Origin of the sequence: Nocardia aurea, assembly GCF_003123685.1 — a bacterium.
GTDB lineage: Bacteria > Actinomycetota > Actinomycetes > Mycobacteriales > Mycobacteriaceae > Nocardia > Nocardia aurea.
Window position 1 is genome coordinate 33,194 of sequence record NZ_QCYJ01000018.1, and the last position, 16,613, is coordinate 49,806.

The window sequence follows — 16,613 nt, forward strand, 5'->3', positions numbered from 1 at the left end:
CGCCACCCTCGGAAAATACCGTCCACCGATTCGACAGAGCGCTCGCCGAAAGAATGGATCAGGAATAACACCCCATTTCGATTCACAGCGGAACAGGAAAGGTCGACCATGACTTACGCGTCTGATCTCGAACCACCTGCCGGCGCCGGGCATCCCCTTCGGCAACGGATCGTCGAAGGCACATCCCTCGCCACGGCGATACTTCTGTTCACCGCCGCGATGCTCTCGTTCTTCGAGGGCCTCTCCGCCCTGCTGGACGACGAGTTCTACGGCGCGGGTGTCGAATACATCTACAAGTTCGACGCCACGTCGTGGGGCTGGATCCACATCGCCCTCGGCGCCGTTCTGGCGCTCTGCTCGATCGGTCTGCTCACCGGCACCATGTGGGGCAGATACGCCGCGATCTGCCTCGCGGTGCTGTCGATCATCATGAATTTTCTCGCGCTACCGCGCTATCCGGCGTGGTCGATACTCGTCATCGCGATCGATATCGTCGTCGTCTGGGCGATCGCGGCCTGGCGTCCGGCGCCGCTGCGCCCGGCGACGGGGGCCACGGAACTTCGCGAGGCCTGACCGACGCGGCTCGGCACGAGGAACACGTCCGACCGAACCGCGTCGTGGTCGATCCCGCCGGGCGTGGCGTTACTCGCGCCCCTCCGGTGTCCGTGTGGCCGTCGCGTAGAAACCCGCGACGATCTGGGCGATCTGATCGCGCAGGTCCGGGACGCGATCCGAATACGCGCCCTCGGACGGCGACGCGAGGATCAGATGGAGCACCGCGAAGACACCGCGGCCCGCCAGCAGGGCGCGACGTTCGATCTCACTCCCCACGGCAGCAGGCCCGGTCGAGCCGGACAGCAAACGAGTGGCGACCATAGTTTCGAGCTGCGCTATCAGCGCCGTACCTTCCGTGCGATAGGTCTCGGCGGGCGGACCGAACAGCAGTTCCCGCTGGTAGGCCACGCTGTTCTCGACGTGCCGGTCCGCGGCGCCCAGGATCGGGAGAACCATCGCGAGTACCGCGCCGACCGGATCGTCGTGCGCCGCGGCCGCGTGTTCACCGCGGTCGAGCGCCTCGCGAAATTCCGCGTTGTACACCATGAGCAGGAGTTCACCCTTGGTCGCCGCGTAGCGGAACAGGGTGCCCGCGGCGATATCGGCCCGGTCCGAGATCTCCTGGGCCGTGACACCGGCGTACCCGCGCTCGGCGAACAGTGCGGTGGCCGCGTCGAGGATGCGCGCCTGCTTCTCGCGCATATTGCGCATCCGGCGACCGAGCTGTGCCGGCGGGAGCGCTGTCATCGGAACACCTCCGTACCGAGCGGCCTCGGGAATGAGCGTACTCCTGGCTAACCAGGACGCACCATCGGCGTCGACGCTTCCGCCCGTCCTCGCCGGGGATCCGACTCGGCGACCCCGGCGTAGAAACGCAGGTGCGCGGCGGCCGCGCTGTCCCAGTCGAAGCCACGCGCGATGACACGTCCGCGCTCACGGCGCGCGGCGTCGGACCGCAGCGTGTGCCGCAGTCGCTCCGCCAGCTCGCGCGGTGTCGTCGCGTAGGTGACCGCGTCCGAGAACACCTCGCGCAGCACCGGCAGATCACGGGCGACCACCGGAATCCCGGCGGCCAGCGCCTCCATCGCGGCCAGTCCGAAACCTTCCTTGACGGAGAAGAACGGCAGTGCCGTCGCGGCGGCGACGAGTGCGGGGAGTTCGTCGTTGGCGACCGGCCCCAGAACCGTCACGTCGATGCCGAGTTCCTCGGCGCGCGCGTCGAATCGCGCGCGGTACTCGCGGTAGTCGAACAGTGTCTCGCCCCCGGCGAATACCAGGCGCACTCCCGGTTCGCCGAGTATCGCGAAGGCTTCGAGCAGATCGATACTGCCCTTGCGCGGCTCGATGCCGCCGACCGCGAGCACGTACCGGCCGAGCCGATCCCGCCACCGACGCCGGTCCGGGGCCGCGCGCGGTTCGGCGGCCCGCGCGAATCGATCGTATTCGACACCGTTCGGGATGACGGTCGGCGTGAATCCGTACCGTTCCCGCACCTCGGCGGCGACGGCCGCCGACACGCAGACGCGCGCGTAGGGATCGCGGATCGCGCGTTCGTGACAGCGCGCGAGTTCGGGGGTGGTGAAATCGTCGAGGTGGTGGATGGTGCGGACGCAGTCACCGACGGCATTGGCGCTGATGCAGTCCTGCGCGTGCACGATGTCGTAACCGTCCGGGGTGAACATGGCCCGCAGGGTGTCGATGGAGCGCAGGATCCGCGCGCCGACGGTTTCGGTGTCGGAGGCGGTGAACGGCACGACCACGACCCGCACGGCCGGATCGACGGCGCGGAAGAAGGCGGCGTCGCCGCCCCGGCCCAGCGTCCACACGGTCACCTCGGCGCCCGCCCGCGCCAGCGCCTCGGCGAGGTTGAGGGTGTGCACCACGCCGCCGCGCGGTTTGGTGGAATAGGTCAGCAACGCTATTCGCATGGTCGCCCGCCCTTGTCTCGCAACAGATTGCGATAGGTGTCGGTGCGGCGCTCGTCCAGGTGCCGCAGTACCCGTCTCGCCCGGTCCACCTCGGCGTCGATATCGATATCCGCCACGGCCAGACCGCCTTTCGACCAGGTCTTGGCGAGGATGTCGCCGCCGGGACCGACCACCTTGGCCTGACCGAGAAAGCGCAGTCTGCCGGTGATTCCGGTCTGGTTGGACGAGGCGAGCACCACCTGGTTCTCGGCGGCGCGCGCCTGGTCGTAGAGGTCGAACAGCCGCGCCTGCCGGTCGTTGGGCATGCGCGAGGCGCGATCGGTGACACTGGCGGGCCACGCCGAGAGCGCCGCGATGGTGCGCGCGCCGTCCAGGGCGAGCGTGCGCGCCGATTCGGGGAAGGTCTTGTCGTAGTCGATCAGCATGCCGAGCCGCCCGACCGGGGTGTCGAACGCCGCGAATCGGTCGCCCGCCGCGTAGGCCAGATGTTCCCCCGCCGGCTGGTGCACCTTGCGGTGACGGCCGAGTACGCCGTCGCCGGTGAGGCAGACCGCCGCGTTGTAGCGCCGCGGCCCCGCCCGCTCCGCGTATCCGACGCAGACCGTCATCGCCCCGGCCATTCGGCACAGCATCCCGATCTCGGAACCGTCGGGGTCGATCGCCTCCGGCCAGTGCGCCGGATCGGGATTGCTCAGGTCGCCGAGGTAGCCGCCCAGGGTCGCGTCGGGCAGGACCAGCAGGTCGACGCCGTCCGCGCCGAGCCGTTCGATGATTCCGGCGAGCTTGTCGAGCGCGCGACCGATATCGGCGCCGAAATGCCCGGCGACGGCGGCTATTCGGGTGAGGGGCATCTCGGCTCCGGTCTCAGGCCGCGGCTTTTTCCCTGGCGCTCGCCGCGATCCGCTCGCCGAGGTGTTCGGCGTCGCGCGCGATAGCGGCGAAGCGGCCCGAACCCCAGGTGTGCAGCCACGGCAGCCCCAGGAAATACAGTCCGGCTATATCGGTGACGCCGCGGTGGTGACAGGGATGGCCCGCGCCGTCGAAGACGCCGACGCGCAACCATCGGTAGTCGGTGCGGAATCCCACCGACCAGATGACGGTCGCGATATCCGCCGCGCGCAGGTCCAGTTCGGTGATCTCGCGTTCGGGTCGCCACACCGGTCGGTACCTGGCTTCGACGGGCGCGTCGATACCCAGACGGGCGATGTGGACGTCGATGGAATCCTTGATGCTCTCCGCGACCGCGTCGGCGGCGTCGAGCGAGCGCGTCAGGGTGGGCTCGAATACCGCTGTGCCGTCGACGATGTCGACCATCCGGCCGTAGAGCGACATTCCCTCGGTGGCGAATCGGCGCAGATCGATATCGCGACCGCCGCCGCGGCCGGTGACGTAGTGGTTGGTGTTCTCGCGTTTGCCGAGCCCGCCCGGCTGCTGCTGGATGGGAATGTCGTAATGGCCCATGTCCTGGAGCCACGCCACACAGTCGCGGCCGCGGTAGAACCGGGCGACCCGGGGCGCGTCACCCGTGGCCAGATGCACCGCGCGCCCCTCCAGGTGCAGGTCCTCGGCGATCTGCGCCCCGGATTGGCCGGTTCCGACGACCAGGACGCCACCGTCGGGTAGTGCGTCCGCGTTGCGATATTCGGCCGAGTGCAGCTGTTCGATGCCGTGCGGCAGTTTCTCCGCGAATCGCGGAATCGTCGGCACGTGATAGCCGCCGACCGCGACCACCACCTGATCCGCGCGCAGCGGACCCGCGGTGGTCTCCAGGTCGAATCCGCCACCGTGGGACTGCGTGACCGAGACGACCTCGACGCGTTCGCGTACCGGCGGGCCGAACGTGTCGGCGTAGGCGCGCACCCAGTCGTAGACCTCGGCGCGGGACATGAATCCGTCCGGATCCGTTCCGCTGTAGGGATATCCGGGCAGGACGCACTGCCAGTTCGGGGTGACGAGGGTGAAATTGTCCCAGCGGCTGTCACGCCATTCGTGCGCGAGGGTGTCGCGTTCGAGGACGACGTGGTCGATGCCCCGGGCGGTCAGATGCCAGCTCATGGACAGCCCGGCCTGACCGCCGCCGATGACGACGACCTCCCGATGTTCCACGGCCCCGGCCGCCTTCGAGTCGTCGCTCATCACTGGCCGCCCGTATTCGCCGACGCGACGAGTTCGGCCTCCGGACTGTCGGGCCTGCCGACGACCCCGTGCCGCTGCACGACCCGGTGGTAGAGCTCGGGCCGCCGGTCGCGCAGGTTGTACATCCCGCCTCCGCGCGCCTGTTCCAGCGCGGCGTCGACGTCGACCGTCGCGGTGGCGAGCCCCGGGACGACACCGGTGTCGGCGAGCACCTCACCACCGGGTCCGACGACTTTCGCACTGCACACGAAACGCAGCGAGCCGAAGGAACCCGCCTGATTCGACGCCACCCACACGACCTGGTTCTCCACCGCGCGGGCGCGGTCGTAGATATCGAAGCGCTGTTTCCATCGGTCGTCCTCGAGCCGTTCGACGGTGGCGGTGCGCGCCGTCGGCCAGGCCGACAGGGAGGTGATGATCCGCGCGCCGTCGAGCGCGAGGCTGCGCGCGGCCTCGGGGAAGGCCTTGTCGTAGCAGATCTGCATGCCGAGCCGACCGACCGGAGTGTCGAAGGCCCGGTATTCCGATCCCGCCGAATAGCAGAGATTCTCGCCGAGTGGCTGGTGCACCTTGCGGTAGGAGCCGAGGATGCCGTCGCCGTGCAGGGTGACCGCCGCGTTGTACCTGGCCGTGCCGTCGGCCTCGCAGAAACCGAGGGTGACGACGAGATCGCCCGCCATGGCGATGATCCGGCGCAGTTCGGGACCATCGAGTTCGAGGGCGGGCGGCAGACTGCTCAGCCTGCGCTGTTTGGCCTCCTCGCTCTCCCCGCCGCCGCCCAGACTGGGCAGGTAACCGCCCAGACATGCCTCGGGCAGGACCAGCAGACTGCTGCCGCGTTCGCGCGCCTGTGTCATCAGCGCCTCGATGGTGCGATAGCAGGCGTCCATATCGCGGCCGAATTCGGCGGCAGCCACCGATATCGTGTGCTCGCTCATGATTCTCCCAATCCGGTGACGGCGTCTGGCACCGCGACCGTGGTCGTTCCGTCGGGCCAGCGCAAGGTGACCCCCGGTGTCGATGTGAGGACTCCGCACACCGCGGAGGTGGCCGGTCCGGCCGGGGCGATCGGCGCGCCCGGCCGGTCGGCGGTGATCATCGCGAAACCGGGAAAGCAGGTGATCCATTCCGCGACAGTGGTTTCCGATGGTCGCGGGATACGCGACACGTCGAGTTCGACGCCGACCCCGCTCGCCTCGGCGAGCATTCCCGCGGTACCGGCGAGCCCGGCCATGCTGACGTCCTTGGCCGCGTGTGGACGCGTCCGGGCGACGAAATCGCCGAGTCGGCGCAATTCCGCGCCGGTGCGATGCGAGGACGAATCCCATTGTCGGCCCGTGTATCCCGCGCGCCACCTGCCGCCGAGATCCGCGGTGAGCCGCACGTCGTCGCCGATCCGCCCGCCACCGCCCGGCACCGGATGCGCGGTGCGACCGAGCGCGGTGACCGACAGCGCCGCAGGCACACCGAGTTGAGTGTGTCCGCCGAGGACCGGCACACCCCATATCTCGCTCGCCCGGCCGAGGCCGCGCAGCACCCGGATCAGCAGCGACCGGGTCGGGGCGCCCACCGCGTCCAGCATGCCGACCGGCCGCGCGCCCATCGCGGCGAGATCGTTGAGATTGACCAACGCCGCGCACCAGCCCGCCCATTCCGGATCGCGTTCGACCATGGACGGGATGATCGCGTCGCAGGCGGCCACCAGATCGCTGCCGGGTACGGGAGCGCCGTCGTCACCGCGAAAACCACTGCCGCCCAGGGCCATGGCGTCTCCGCGCAGCGGTGCGAGCGCGGCGGCGAGCATGCCCTTGGTCGCGTGGGCCAAACGCTCGACCCGGTCGATCGGCCAGCGCATCCGCACGTGATCGGTCTGCCCGACCACGCACTCGCCCAACCGGATCCAGCCGAGCCCGGCGAACATCCGCTCGTACCGCGCCTGCACCGTCGCCTCGAAGCGCAACACCTGGGAGTTCTCCGCGAAGGCGCACGCGGCGCGGACCAGTGCCTGCCCGACACCCTTGGTGCGCAGGCGACAGTCGACCACCAGCCTGCTTCCGGTCCACCACCCGATATCGACCGGTGTGGCCGGGGCCAGGCGCACGCCGCCGAGCAGTACGCCGTCCGGGGTGAGGGCGACGAGCACCGTGGTGCGCGGATCGTCGTCGATGTCATCGGAATCGGATCCGGCGAAAAGCCCCTGCTCGACGACGAAATTCTCCCGGCGCATGGCCCGGTATTGCGCGAGCCGCCGGTCGTCGGCCGGTGCGATCAGATACCCGGACGGAGGTTCGGCCGGTTCCCGATGCCCCGACAGCACGCAATAGTCCAGCGATGGCGTCGGCGCGGTGGCGAATTGATCGGTCCACCCATCCCTGACGGTGCCCAGGTCGAAATCGGCGCCCATGTCAGCCTCCCGCGTTCGGCAGTACGCTGCACGCCCCGCAGGCCGCGCATCCCGCCTTCTGATCGGCGCCGAGCATTCCGGCGCGACGCAGTGCCGCGCCGACCCGACGGCTGACGTCCTCCAGTACCGCCGCCCGCGGCGCGACCGCGTGGTCGACGTCGACGGCGAGGGTTCCCGCCAACGGCCGGAACGGCACGACGAACGGATACACGCCCATCTCGATGAGTTCCTCGGCGCCCGAGACCAATTCGTCCGGGTCCTCGCCGAGCCCGACCAGCAGATAGGTCGACACCTGGTTGCGGCCGAAAACCCGCACCGCCTCCGCCCAGGCTGCGCGATACTCGCTCAGCGGCACCGTCGACTTGCCCGGCATCCACCGCGCGCGCACCCGATCGTCCAGTGACTCGACGTGGATGCCGATGGAATCGGCACCGGCCGAGCGTAATTCGGAGATCGTGCCGAGATCCCCCGGTGGCTCGCACTGCACCTGGATCGGCAGATCCGGCACGGCGGCCTTGACCGCGCGCACGCAGCGGGCGAGATGGCGAGCGCCGCGGTCGGCCGCCGCCGACGTGCCCGTGGTCATCACCATCTGCCGGACGCCGTCGAGGCGAACGGCGGCTGCCGCGACCTCGGCGAGCTGATCGGGTCGTTTGACCGCGACGGTGTCACCCGCCCGCAGCGACGCCTCGATGGAGCAGAAACGGCAGCGCTGATCCTCGCCGTAGCGGATACAGGTCTGCACGACGGTCGTGGCGAGGACATCTGCGCCGTGCAATTTGGCGATCTTGTCGTAGGCCACCCCGTCGGCCGTGCTCAGATCGTAGAAACGAGGTCGGCGCACCGGCTCGACCTCGACACCGATATCGGTGCCGTCGAACAACAGCCGGTTCGCCCTGATCTCGTACGGACTCTCGGAACGGAGGGGGATGGCGGCGCCCGCACCCCCGATCAGGACATGGCCGTCGTCACTCGGTCCCGCCCCGGACCGGCGGCGCACGGGAACATCGACGCGAATTCCGAGGAGCGCCAGATCGACTCGCGTTGACAGGTCGGCCATGATCGCGCCTACAGCTGGTAGGTGGAGTTGATGATCGCGCCCTTGCGCGCGTAATGGATCAGCGCGTCCTGGACGTCGAGCGGATGGGCGGGAATGACACCCTCGATCAGATCCTCTTCGCGCGCGCCGTGCAGGGCCAGACCGAACCGGCAGGCGAACACCTTGCCGCCCTCCTTGATGAAGGTCGCCAGCGCCTGATTGATGTTCTGCTCACCGGGGAACCCGCTGTCACCGGTGGTCGGGAAACCGCGCGTCGCGACGCAGTTGATCGCGCCGGGACCGTAGAAGTAGATCGCCGACTCGAAACCCTTGCGCAGAGCGCGGGTGGCCTGCAAAATCGCGACGAAACTCACCGAGGATTCGTGCGCGATACCGTGCACGAGGGTGAAATAGGTTTCGCCCGCCTCCGCCTGGTAGTCCGGGAAGATCTTCGTCGAACCGTAGATATTGGTGCCCTGCGGCAATGCCGGATGCGGGATCTCGGCGAGCGACTTCGCGATGTTCTCCTCGATCTGCTTCTCGATCTCCGCCGGCGAAGTGGTGGGTGCGGCCATGACAGCTCCTGGATGTTTTCGGATGCGAGTGACGCGATACACCGGCTGCACTTGTTCGTGGTGCGAGCCGATGAATAGAGTTCACGCCCCGGACATTGCCGTTTGGTCACATCGGGACGAATTGGGGATTACCGGACGCTCACCGCCGATTGGGCGCATCTATTTACCATAAAGTACTGTCCCACAACATTTTTGGATGCACCTGGTGCGTTCCGGGGAATACCCTGAACACGCACGAGTCGCTTCCGGGTAATCGGAGACCAGCGATTTCACACCGGCGCGTTAACACGGACAGCACAGTGCGGCGGTGGTGCGAAACAAGAGCGAAATACGTCGCCTCGGCCGGGTCGGTCGCCGGATACCGACAACGCGCTCGATCGTGGCCGAGGCTCGGCACCGCTGTCGCGGCGGCGGCTGTCGTCATCGGTGCCGGCAGCAGCAGCAGCGGCGGCAGCAGCGGCAGCAGCAGCGGCAGCAGCAGCAGCGGCAGCAGCAGCAGCAGCAGCAGCAGCAGCAGCAGCAGCAGCGGCGGCAGCAGCAGCAGCAGCAGCGGCGGCAGCAGCAGCGGCGGCAGCAGCAGCGGCGGTGGCGGCGGCGGTGGTGGCGGCGGCGGGTCGCGGTGCCGGGGTCGAGGCGCGGCGGCGGCCGCCGTGGCGGTCACGGCTCGGCAGCCTCGGTCACCGCCGGAAATCCGCCGTGGATCACCTGTTCATGCTCGCTGCTGCGCCCGCCGCGGCCGCGTTGGCGGTACGTGGCCACCATCGGCGCGGCTCGACCGACTCAGGGCGATTCGGGCGCGGGCAAGCACAGCGACGCGCCCTCGCCGAGATCGAGCCAGCGCCCCTGCGGTGTGGTCGTCAGCCGGAGCACGATGGCCGAGCAGAACGCGCAGCGCACCACCGCCCCCGCGCCCAGGTAGACCATGGCGCGCGCCAGCGGGGCGGTCGCGCCGCAGACGCCGCAGCGGCACGCGCAGATCGTGACATCGCTGACGAAGATCTCCGAGAGCGGACCCGCCAGAGCGTTTCCGTCGACGTGGCTGTCGTCCGCGTAGATCGGCAACGGGGCCGATTGTTCACCCATGGCTATCTCCCACTCGGTCCGAAGCGTTCGGTTCTGACGCGCGCGGGCTCGTGCCCGATGGAAACCAGTGCGGCCGAGACGGATTCGACGAATCCAGTGGGTCCGCAGACGTAACAGGTGAGTGCCGATGAGGGCGTGAGACCGTGGCGGGTCAGTTCCGCGCCGGACAGTCGGCCGGGTGGGCGCGGATCGCCGGGCGGAGCCGTCCGCGAATAGGCCAGGAACAGATCGGGGTCCGCCGCGAGTTCGTCGCGGTAGAACAGCTGTCCCGGATCGCGCAGCGCGTAGATCACCCGAACCGGCACGCCGACGCCCGCGCGACGGCGGGCCCGCAGCATCGACATGATCGGCACGATCCCCGAACCGCCCGCGACCAGCAGCGCCGGACCATCACGTTCGGGATTCCACACGAACCATCCGCCGACCGGGCCCCTGATCTCGATCCGCTCCCCCACCTCGAGGCCGTCCACCAGATAGCCGGAGACCTCACCGTCGGGCACCCGCTGGACGGTCAGGTCGATCAGATCACCGTCGACCGGTGACGCTATGGAATAGCTGCGCTCGGCCTGGTATCCGTCCGGTGCGGTCAGCCGCACGTCGACGTGCTGACCGGGCAGATGTCCCGGCCACCGCTCGACCCGCAGGGTCAGGGTGCGGGCCGTGTCCGTCTCGGCTCGTACCGCGACGAGTTCGGCCGCCCGCCAGGTGGTCAATCGCCCTGATACCGCTGCTCGCGCCACGGATCTCCGTAATCGTGATAGCCCGCGTTCTCCCAGAAACCGGGTTCGTCCTCATCGAGCAGCCGCAGCTCGGTCACCCATTTGGCCGATTTCCAGAAATACAGGTGCGGAATGAGCAGCCGCGCCGGACCGCCGTGTTCGGGTGCGAGATCGTGACCGCCGAAGCGGTGCACGATCCACGCCTTGCCGTCGGTGAGATCCTCTAGCGGCACATTCGTCGTGTAGCCCCCGTAACTCACCGCGAGCGCGAATTCGGCCTGCGTCTCGACGGGTTCCAGCAGCGTGTCCAGGGAGACGCCGACCCAGTCGGTGTCGAATTTCGACCATCGGGTGACGCAGTGGATATCCACGTGCGGACTGGTCTGCGGCAGAGCGTTGAATTCCGCCCAATTCCAGCTGTGACGCCCACCGGTCTCGTCGACGATGGTGAACGTCCACGTGTCGAGCGAGATGCGCGGTGTCGGCCCCGCCGAAAGCACGGGAAAATCGTCGGTTTCGTATTGCCCCGGCGGCAACTGGTGCCCCGCCGGGCGCGAACGACCTCGGAATCCAGGCGAGAAGACACTCATCTGTTCATCCCTTCCGGTCGGGAAACACCGGCCCGCGGTTACCCGCGGCCATGATCGTCATCCTAGAGCCGGGCGGGCCAGCGCGCGCGGTTTGCCGAGGCCACCGGAGATCCGGACACACTGTCCGGATCTCCCTTCCCCCGCTGACACGCCGAGTCACCTACATCACGGTTCGGATAACTGCTGGTTTGCTCGGTTGTGAGCACACCCCCTCGCAAAGGAGCTGTTCGCCCATGAAGCGTCTGGTTCTCGCCATCGCCGTCACCGCGTGCGCCCTGGGAATCACTGCCACCCCGGCCACCGCGGGCCCGGTCACCGCCATCCCCGACGATCAGAACATCGCCGCAGTCCCCGTCGCCGGACTCGCGCTCACCCTCGTGCGCGGAAGTATCAAGGCGATGGCACTGACCATCGTCCCCCTTCACCAATTCCCCGCCTTCGACAACATCATCACCCGCGAGAGCGGATGGGACGTCTTCGCCACCAACCCGACCAGCGGCGCCTACGGCATCGGCCAGGCCCTGCCCCCGGACAAGATGCGCACCCACGGCCTGGACTGGCGCTTCAACCCCCTGACCCAGATCCGCTGGACCTACGACTACATGGTCGACCGGTACGGCAGCCCCCAGGCCGCCTGGGAATTCTGGCAGCAGAACCACTGGTATTAAAGGACTATCGTGATCCCCCGCATACAGCGGATGACGTCGCCTTGCGTCCCGGTGTTGCGGATGAGCGCTCGGTCCGGCTCATCGAGCACGATATCGAATTTCTCGCCGCGCCAACGGCACGGCAACAGGCCGACCTCCATACGGCTCAGTACGCCGTCCGCGTGGTCGGCCGGGGTCGGCGCACCGTGGAATGTCTCGGATGTTCCGATCAACGGTCAGCCCGTCATCGCGACCATGCGCACATCGACTCTCCCTGAACCAAGTGTCGCGTCGAACTCCCAGAGCGCAGCAGAAAGCGATGATGTTGCACTCCGTAGTGCGCCACGGTTAGCCTGCTCACTGCCGCCCAACGGATCACGCTCGGGACGGCCGCACTATCGCACCGGGGGAACACGTCATGTCGGCACCACAATCATCGGGTATTTTCACGTCCACGGCCAATGGCGTCTACTGCGCCTACTGCGGTTCGACACCCGCGGCGTCGGTGAATATTCGGGGGCACCGCGGTTTCATCTTCTTTATGCAGTTCCTGAAGTCGCCTGGCCCGTTCTGCCGCGATTGCGGTCTCGCGACCTACCGAAGGATGACTGTCGAGAGCATGTGGATCGGCTGGTGGGGCTTCCTGTCCGCCGTGATCAATCCCGTCACCATGCTGATCAACATCACTGCCCGCTCGAGGATCACCGAGTTGCCTCCGCCGATTCCCGGCGGCCCACGCATCCCCATGGAGCCGGGTAAGCCGCTCTATGAACGCATCGAATTCCTGCTTCCCATCGCGCTGATCATCTTGGGTCCGATTATCCTGGTGGCGCTGGCCTCACTGAATTAGTCTGCGGCCGAATAACTTTCGCGGGCAGATGCATGTCGCATCGAGCCTGCGATGCCCCACGCCCTCCCCCGGCGACCTGCTAGGCAAGATGTGCGGAGCGGATCGCGAGAGCGAGGGCCGGAAGCGGTCGGTTGGGCATTGCTCGCCGAGTTGAAGTTCTGCGGCCCGATTCTCGACCTCGACTGCTTCGGCATCGAGATCGAAGTACGCACGCAGCGTCGCCGTCACCCGGTCGTCGGAGACAGGTCCGAAATCGAGCGCTGTGCGGTGTCGATCGTCTCTGAGCCGTCCGACGCCCGACAGGTTTCGAGGATCCCCCGACAAGCCTTGGTCGTTGATCAGCGCTACTTTGAGCGTGTGAGCAGGTTCGTGGACTTCGGCATCAAACTGGCCGTTATCGAGGAACTCATGTATACAGAGGCCCCGAAGCTCGCGCTATGGTCCCTCGAGGACACGCTGCGAGCCCGAGGGTTCGACGGTGACTGGGATGGCGAGGGCGACCAGTTCGACATCGCCGGTCTCGACGATCTCCACCTCCTTCCGAATTTGAAGCGCGTGATCAGCGCGGATCGGCTTGCACCCCAACTCCAGGACCTCCTGCGTTCCCGGGGCATCGAATTGATCGACTGACCCCACCACGCGTCACGGTGGGACAAGCCCACGACTGGCTCTATCACACGCTCGCCAACTCCACCGACCGCCTCGGCACAGCCCAGGGGAAGACGATACGGCCGCTGCCGGTTACGAGCCCGAGGTGAACTGCCGCCACTACCGCGGCCTGATGCGCTGGCCGCAGTCGGTCACCGAAGAGTTCGGTACCTGCGCGATCCGCGAACGCACCGACCCGCGCGCGGCGGAGTCACCGGCGCTGCCCGTGTCCCAACTCGCTCACCCGCATCCGGCTCGGGACCGCTTGCTGATTAAGAATCGGTTGCGGTTAGCGCGACGACATCTGCTGGAGAAGCAGAAGTTCTACCATCGAACACATCGGCATACGTTCGAATTCGTATCGCCGACCCTGGGGAGGGAATCGAAATGCACAGTCTGAAAAGACGATTCGCGGATCCGTTCGAAGATATGAAACCGCTGGACCGAAACACGTTCGCCGAAGAGCGATTCGACGAGTTCGGCCGCGGCAGTATCCGCAGGCGATAAGCCGAGCACACGGGCCGCGCGGCAGGCGCGCGGGGCAGCGAAGTTCGGTCGGGTGCTGTCGACGTCGTGGTCGACTCGGGGAGTGCGACCACGACACCTCGGGCTGCCGAACAGGTTCGAGGATTCGCGCATGACCACGTGCTGGTGATGCGCCCGTGGGGAGCGCGGTATCGCGGCGCACGTTCGCCGTCTTCCGCCTCGACCGCATCGAGGGCCTCGGACGACTACCGGCCTCGGCGCCACGCCCGACGACGTGTCGCGCTACCCCGTCGAAAACCCCCACGGAGTACGACTTCCCGCCCGCTCGGGCGGGATTCGCGGGTGTCGCGGTAACCGCGCGCCCGACAACCACCACGAAAGAGCACCACAGCATGAAGAAGATTCTCACCGCCCTCACCGTCGCCGTCGCGGGTCTGGCCGCGCTCACCGTCGCGGGCTGTTCCAGCGACGCCGAAGTGGCGTCCAAGAACCTTTCCAAGGCCGCCGACCAGTTCGAGATCAACCGCCGCATCATCTTCTACAACGGAATCACCGACCGCTACATGCTCACCATCGAGGGCCGGTGCTCGATCAACCATCAGGGCAACCAACTCGAAGTGACGTGCAAGACCCAGGGCGACGAGTACAAGAAGCACTTCCTCGGCCTGAGCGACAACGTGACCTACGTCGCCGAGCAACTCGAAGGCGCGAGCGTCAGCACCGACCACTACCGGGTGATCTTCAAGCCCGAGGTCATCGTGCCCGACGTGGACCGCCCCTGATATCGACCGGCGTCCGCTCGCACGGCGGTGGCGGGGTGGAACACATAATCCCCGCCACCATCGCTCCGCGACGACGAGGTACGCGACGGGTGCGCCGTCACGGAACGGGTTGTCCGCGAGGGCGTTAACGGGCGTGGGGGTGGCTGACGATTCGGACTCGACGGGATCGTCCCTACGGGGGGATGGATACGTCGAACGGGAGCGGAACGCTTCCGGTTCCGACTCGACCATGAGGGGTTGTTCATGACGAAACGAATCGCTACCACCGCCGGGGTGTTCTCGGTGCTCGGCGCGGCGGCGCTGGTGCTGACCGGGTGCACGAGCGAGCCCGCGTCACCGCAGGCACAGGCCACGTCGGCGCAGGCCGACGCGCCGCAGGGTCAGCCTCGAGGACAGGTGCCCGCGTGTGCTGACGGTCAGTTGAACTTCAACGCCGAGCCGATCACCAACTCGGCGGGGACGACGCTGGGGTTCAAACTGAACTACTGGGTGGTGGGTGCGAGCGGGGCATGCAGTCTCACCGGCTATCCCGGTGTCACGGCGGTCACCGGCGGACCGCAGGTCGATGCCGTCCGCAAACCGCGCGGTGCGCTGTCCGGCGGGCTGCCGCAGGGCCAGGACACCCCACCGACGGTGGTGCTCGACCGTGACCACGGCGCGCAGGCGGTGGTCGAGACGACCGTCATCGCCCGCCAGAGCGCCGCGTGCCCCACCTATACCGAATTCCTCACCACGCCGCCGAATACCACCGATACCCGGAAGGTCTCGGTCACGGCCCAGGGCTGTGAGTACGCCGTGTATCCGGTGTACTCCTGGTCACGCTAGCCGAGTACCGCGCTCGTGGTGCCCGCATACGTTGGTCACGGCACCCGAGACCACGGTCGCAGCCGCACAGCCCGCGCGGCGACTCGCCGACGCCGCCCTCAGCGACCAGGATGAGCACATGAGCGACTACGACGACTGGAACAAGGCGATCATCGACGAGTTCCGGGCCAACGAGGGCAAGGTCGGAGGGCAGTTCGAAGGCGCGCCGATGGTGCTGGTCCATCATCGGGGTCGGCGCTCGGGGAAGGACAGCATCACGCCGATGATGTATCTGTCCGACGAGCAGGACCCCCGCGTGTTCTACGTCTTCGCCTCGAAGGCGGGCGCGCCGACGAACCCCGATTGGTACTACAATCTCACCAGCGCGGGTGCGGCGCGGGTCGAGCTCGGCACCGACACCTTCGAGGTCGCGGTCACCGAGGTCACCGGCGCGGAGCGCGATCGGATCTATGCGGTGCAGGCCGGGCGCTACCCGGGGTTCGCCGAATACGAGGAGAAGACGAAGGGTGTGCGGACGATCCCGGTGCTGGCGTTGCGCCGATCCTGACGGTGCGGCTCATGCGAGATGGGCGCGCTCGTCGTAGGACATCAACCGGAAGCCGCGCTCGTCCCGCTCCCAGGTGGTGACCGAGGCGTTGCCCGCGAGGCCGTCTTCCGCGATGGCGAGAATCTCGTCGTCGCGGAGCTTTTCGAGGATTCGGCGCAACATCAGGACGACGGCGTCGTGTGCCACGATCAGGACGCTGCGATGCTGTCGGTCGCGTTCTATCCGTGCCGCGACATCGCCGAGTCGTGTCGCGACGTCGTGGAAGGACTCGCCGCCCGGTGGCCGGAAGCCGAGCGGGTCGGCCTGTTCGGCCGCGAATTCCTGTGGAAACCGTTCTCGCACTTCCGAAATCGAGAGGCGTGCACGTTCACCGCGGTGGCGGTCGTAGAGCTGATCGTGGACTTCGAGACAGGGCAGGTCGACCCCGGCCGCCTCGAATTCGGCCGCGGCCAGCTGCCACGTGGTCACCGCGCGCAGATAGGGCGAGCACAGGACCAATTCGGGGCGCCGCGCCGCCGGGCGCGAGGCCAGCCACCGTCCGAACGCGGCGGCCTGCCGTCGGCCGAGTTCGGTGAGTTCGATGCGCATGTCGTCGGCGTCGGCGGGGGTCGCGGGACGAATTCCGGCGTTGACGGTGCTCTGCCCGTGCCGGACGGCGTACAGCAATGCGGCCGGGCCCGCGTTCGCACCGTGCGCGCAGGGACGGAGGGACGCGGTGGCATCACCGGCGGGCAGTTTCAGGCTCATACCCTCTTGGACGCGGCGGAGGCGACGCCGGTTCCGTCGGAACCGGACTTCG

General features: G+C 67.7%; 21 protein-coding genes. 7 read left to right on the forward strand and 14 right to left on the reverse strand.

Annotation, left to right across the window (positions count from 1 at the left end; translation table 11 throughout):
• The first annotated feature begins 108 nt into the window (after window positions 1-108).
• Window positions 109-573 carry a DUF7144 family membrane protein gene (locus tag DAT37_RS04355; protein ID WP_109523383.1) on the forward strand — a complete coding sequence of 155 codons (465 nt, stop codon included), beginning with the start codon at window positions 109-111 and terminating at the stop codon, window positions 571-573.
• Window positions 574-642: 69 nt separating this feature from the next.
• Here DAT37_RS04355 and DAT37_RS04360 read toward each other — a convergent pair whose 3' ends face one another.
• The 12 genes from DAT37_RS04360 to DAT37_RS04415 form a co-directional block, all read right to left on the reverse strand.
• Window positions 643-1,302, reverse strand: coding sequence for a TetR/AcrR family transcriptional regulator (locus DAT37_RS04360; RefSeq protein WP_109523384.1), 660 nt, complete (start codon window positions 1,300-1,302; stop codon window positions 643-645).
• A gap of 47 nt (window positions 1,303-1,349) precedes the next feature.
• Window positions 1,350-2,483 carry an MSMEG_0565 family glycosyltransferase gene (locus DAT37_RS04365; RefSeq protein ID WP_109523385.1) on the reverse strand — a complete coding sequence of 378 codons (1,134 nt, stop codon included), beginning with the start codon at window positions 2,481-2,483 and terminating at the stop codon, window positions 1,350-1,352.
• Window positions 2,474-3,334, reverse strand: a complete 861-nt coding sequence (locus DAT37_RS04370) for a carbon-nitrogen hydrolase family protein (RefSeq protein ID WP_109523386.1) — start codon at window positions 3,332-3,334, stop codon at window positions 2,474-2,476. The genes DAT37_RS04365 and DAT37_RS04370 overlap by 10 nt, the downstream gene beginning before the upstream one ends.
• A gap of 13 nt (window positions 3,335-3,347) precedes the next feature.
• Window positions 3,348-4,619 carry an MSMEG_0569 family flavin-dependent oxidoreductase gene (locus tag DAT37_RS04375; protein ID WP_109523387.1) on the reverse strand — a complete coding sequence of 424 codons (1,272 nt, stop codon included), beginning with the start codon at window positions 4,617-4,619 and terminating at the stop codon, window positions 3,348-3,350.
• A complete protein-coding gene (locus tag DAT37_RS04380) occupies window positions 4,619-5,557 on the reverse strand; it encodes a carbon-nitrogen hydrolase family protein (RefSeq protein WP_109523388.1) in 939 nt (312 codons plus the stop codon). Before DAT37_RS04380 ends, DAT37_RS04375 begins: the two co-directional genes overlap by 1 nt.
• Window positions 5,554-7,023, reverse strand: coding sequence for an MSMEG_0567/sll0787 family protein (locus DAT37_RS04385; RefSeq protein WP_109523389.1), 1,470 nt, complete (start codon window positions 7,021-7,023; stop codon window positions 5,554-5,556). The genes DAT37_RS04380 and DAT37_RS04385 overlap by 4 nt, the downstream gene beginning before the upstream one ends.
• 1 nt (window position 7,024) lies before the next feature.
• Window positions 7,025-8,083 carry an MSMEG_0568 family radical SAM protein gene (locus DAT37_RS04390; protein WP_109523390.1) on the reverse strand — a complete coding sequence of 353 codons (1,059 nt, stop codon included), beginning with the start codon at window positions 8,081-8,083 and terminating at the stop codon, window positions 7,025-7,027.
• A gap of 8 nt (window positions 8,084-8,091) precedes the next feature.
• On the reverse strand, window positions 8,092-8,637 hold the full coding sequence (locus DAT37_RS04395; protein WP_109523391.1) for an MSMEG_0572/Sll0783 family nitrogen starvation response protein: 546 nt from the start codon (window positions 8,635-8,637) through the stop codon (window positions 8,092-8,094).
• A 163-nt stretch (window positions 8,638-8,800) separates the two neighbouring features.
• Window positions 8,801-9,298: a hypothetical protein gene (locus DAT37_RS43825; protein ID WP_157978272.1), complete on the reverse strand. Its 498-nt coding sequence runs from the start codon at window positions 9,296-9,298 to the stop codon at window positions 8,801-8,803.
• 119 nt (window positions 9,299-9,417) lie between these two features.
• On the reverse strand, window positions 9,418-9,720 hold the full coding sequence (locus DAT37_RS04405) for a DUF6510 family protein (protein ID WP_109523392.1): 303 nt from the start codon (window positions 9,718-9,720) through the stop codon (window positions 9,418-9,420).
• A 2-nt stretch (window positions 9,721-9,722) separates the two neighbouring features.
• Window positions 9,723-10,460 carry a ferredoxin reductase gene (locus DAT37_RS04410; protein WP_109523393.1) on the reverse strand — a complete coding sequence of 246 codons (738 nt, stop codon included), beginning with the start codon at window positions 10,458-10,460 and terminating at the stop codon, window positions 9,723-9,725.
• A complete protein-coding gene (locus DAT37_RS04415; protein ID WP_109523394.1) occupies window positions 10,430-11,029 on the reverse strand; it encodes a sulfite oxidase-like oxidoreductase in 600 nt (199 codons plus the stop codon). The genes DAT37_RS04410 and DAT37_RS04415 overlap by 31 nt, the downstream gene beginning before the upstream one ends.
• A gap of 233 nt (window positions 11,030-11,262) precedes the next feature.
• On the opposite strand from DAT37_RS04415, the gene DAT37_RS04420 reads away from it, so the two are divergent.
• Window positions 11,263-11,697 carry an aggregation-promoting factor C-terminal-like domain-containing protein gene (locus tag DAT37_RS04420; protein WP_109523395.1) on the forward strand — a complete coding sequence of 145 codons (435 nt, stop codon included), beginning with the start codon at window positions 11,263-11,265 and terminating at the stop codon, window positions 11,695-11,697.
• Here the strand turns inward: DAT37_RS04420 and DAT37_RS04425 are convergent.
• The gene (locus tag DAT37_RS04425; protein WP_109523396.1) at window positions 11,694-11,909 is read right to left on the reverse strand and encodes a hypothetical protein; all 216 of its coding nucleotides are present in this window, start codon (window positions 11,907-11,909) and stop codon (window positions 11,694-11,696) included. The genes DAT37_RS04420 and DAT37_RS04425 overlap by 4 nt on opposite strands.
• A gap of 185 nt (window positions 11,910-12,094) precedes the next feature.
• Between DAT37_RS04425 and DAT37_RS43830 the strand changes: the two genes are divergently transcribed.
• The 5 genes from DAT37_RS43830 (at window position 12,095) to DAT37_RS04455 (ending at window position 15,814) form a co-directional block, all read left to right on the forward strand.
• The gene (locus DAT37_RS43830; RefSeq protein WP_157978273.1) at window positions 12,095-12,526 is read left to right on the forward strand and encodes a hypothetical protein; all 432 of its coding nucleotides are present in this window, start codon (window positions 12,095-12,097) and stop codon (window positions 12,524-12,526) included.
• Window positions 12,527-12,664: 138 nt separating this feature from the next.
• Window positions 12,665-13,156: a DUF6892 domain-containing protein gene (locus tag DAT37_RS04435; RefSeq protein WP_109523398.1), complete on the forward strand. Its 492-nt coding sequence runs from the start codon at window positions 12,665-12,667 to the stop codon at window positions 13,154-13,156.
• Window positions 13,157-14,052: 896 nt separating this feature from the next.
• The gene (locus DAT37_RS04445) at window positions 14,053-14,442 is read left to right on the forward strand and encodes a beta-sandwich lipoprotein (protein WP_109523506.1); all 390 of its coding nucleotides are present in this window, start codon (window positions 14,053-14,055) and stop codon (window positions 14,440-14,442) included.
• A 243-nt stretch (window positions 14,443-14,685) separates the two neighbouring features.
• On the forward strand, window positions 14,686-15,267 hold the full coding sequence (locus DAT37_RS04450; protein ID WP_109523400.1) for a DUF4232 domain-containing protein: 582 nt from the start codon (window positions 14,686-14,688) through the stop codon (window positions 15,265-15,267).
• 118 nt (window positions 15,268-15,385) lie between these two features.
• Entirely contained in the window at window positions 15,386-15,814 is a 429-nt protein-coding gene (locus tag DAT37_RS04455) for a nitroreductase family deazaflavin-dependent oxidoreductase (protein ID WP_109523507.1), read from the forward strand.
• Window positions 15,815-15,823: 9 nt separating this feature from the next.
• Here DAT37_RS04455 and DAT37_RS04460 read toward each other — a convergent pair whose 3' ends face one another.
• The gene (locus DAT37_RS04460) at window positions 15,824-16,561 is read right to left on the reverse strand and encodes a histidine phosphatase family protein (RefSeq protein ID WP_109523401.1); all 738 of its coding nucleotides are present in this window, start codon (window positions 16,559-16,561) and stop codon (window positions 15,824-15,826) included.
• Window positions 16,562-16,613: the final 52 nt, after the last annotated feature.

Coding starts and splice junctions, on each gene's coding strand:
- DAT37_RS04450 (WP_109523400.1), top strand. CDS start 14,686: ATGACGAAACGAATCGCTACCACCGCCGGGGTGTTCTCGGTGCTCGGC.
- DAT37_RS04355 (WP_109523383.1), top strand. CDS start 109: ATGACTTACGCGTCTGATCTCGAACCACCTGCCGGCGCCGGGCATCCC.
- DAT37_RS04420 (WP_109523395.1), top strand. CDS start 11,263: ATGAAGCGTCTGGTTCTCGCCATCGCCGTCACCGCGTGCGCCCTGGGA.
- DAT37_RS04395 (WP_109523391.1), bottom strand. CDS start 8,637: ATGGCCGCACCCACCACTTCGCCGGCGGAGATCGAGAAGCAGATCGAG.
- DAT37_RS04460 (WP_109523401.1), bottom strand. CDS start 16,561: ATGAGCCTGAAACTGCCCGCCGGTGATGCCACCGCGTCCCTCCGTCCC.
- DAT37_RS04365 (WP_109523385.1), bottom strand. CDS start 2,483: ATGCGAATAGCGTTGCTGACCTATTCCACCAAACCGCGCGGCGGCGTG.
- DAT37_RS04445 (WP_109523506.1), top strand. CDS start 14,053: ATGAAGAAGATTCTCACCGCCCTCACCGTCGCCGTCGCGGGTCTGGCC.
- DAT37_RS04385 (WP_109523389.1), bottom strand. CDS start 7,023: ATGGGCGCCGATTTCGACCTGGGCACCGTCAGGGATGGGTGGACCGAT.
- DAT37_RS04390 (WP_109523390.1), bottom strand. CDS start 8,083: ATGGCCGACCTGTCAACGCGAGTCGATCTGGCGCTCCTCGGAATTCGC.
- DAT37_RS43830 (WP_157978273.1), top strand. CDS start 12,095: ATGTCGGCACCACAATCATCGGGTATTTTCACGTCCACGGCCAATGGC.
- DAT37_RS04415 (WP_109523394.1), bottom strand. CDS start 11,029: ATGAGTGTCTTCTCGCCTGGATTCCGAGGTCGTTCGCGCCCGGCGGGG.
- DAT37_RS04380 (WP_109523388.1), bottom strand. CDS start 5,557: ATGAGCGAGCACACGATATCGGTGGCTGCCGCCGAATTCGGCCGCGAT.
- DAT37_RS04360 (WP_109523384.1), bottom strand. CDS start 1,302: ATGACAGCGCTCCCGCCGGCACAGCTCGGTCGCCGGATGCGCAATATG.
- DAT37_RS04455 (WP_109523507.1), top strand. CDS start 15,386: ATGAGCGACTACGACGACTGGAACAAGGCGATCATCGACGAGTTCCGG.
- DAT37_RS04405 (WP_109523392.1), bottom strand. CDS start 9,720: ATGGGTGAACAATCGGCCCCGTTGCCGATCTACGCGGACGACAGCCAC.
- DAT37_RS04370 (WP_109523386.1), bottom strand. CDS start 3,334: ATGCCCCTCACCCGAATAGCCGCCGTCGCCGGGCATTTCGGCGCCGAT.
- DAT37_RS04375 (WP_109523387.1), bottom strand. CDS start 4,619: ATGAGCGACGACTCGAAGGCGGCCGGGGCCGTGGAACATCGGGAGGTC.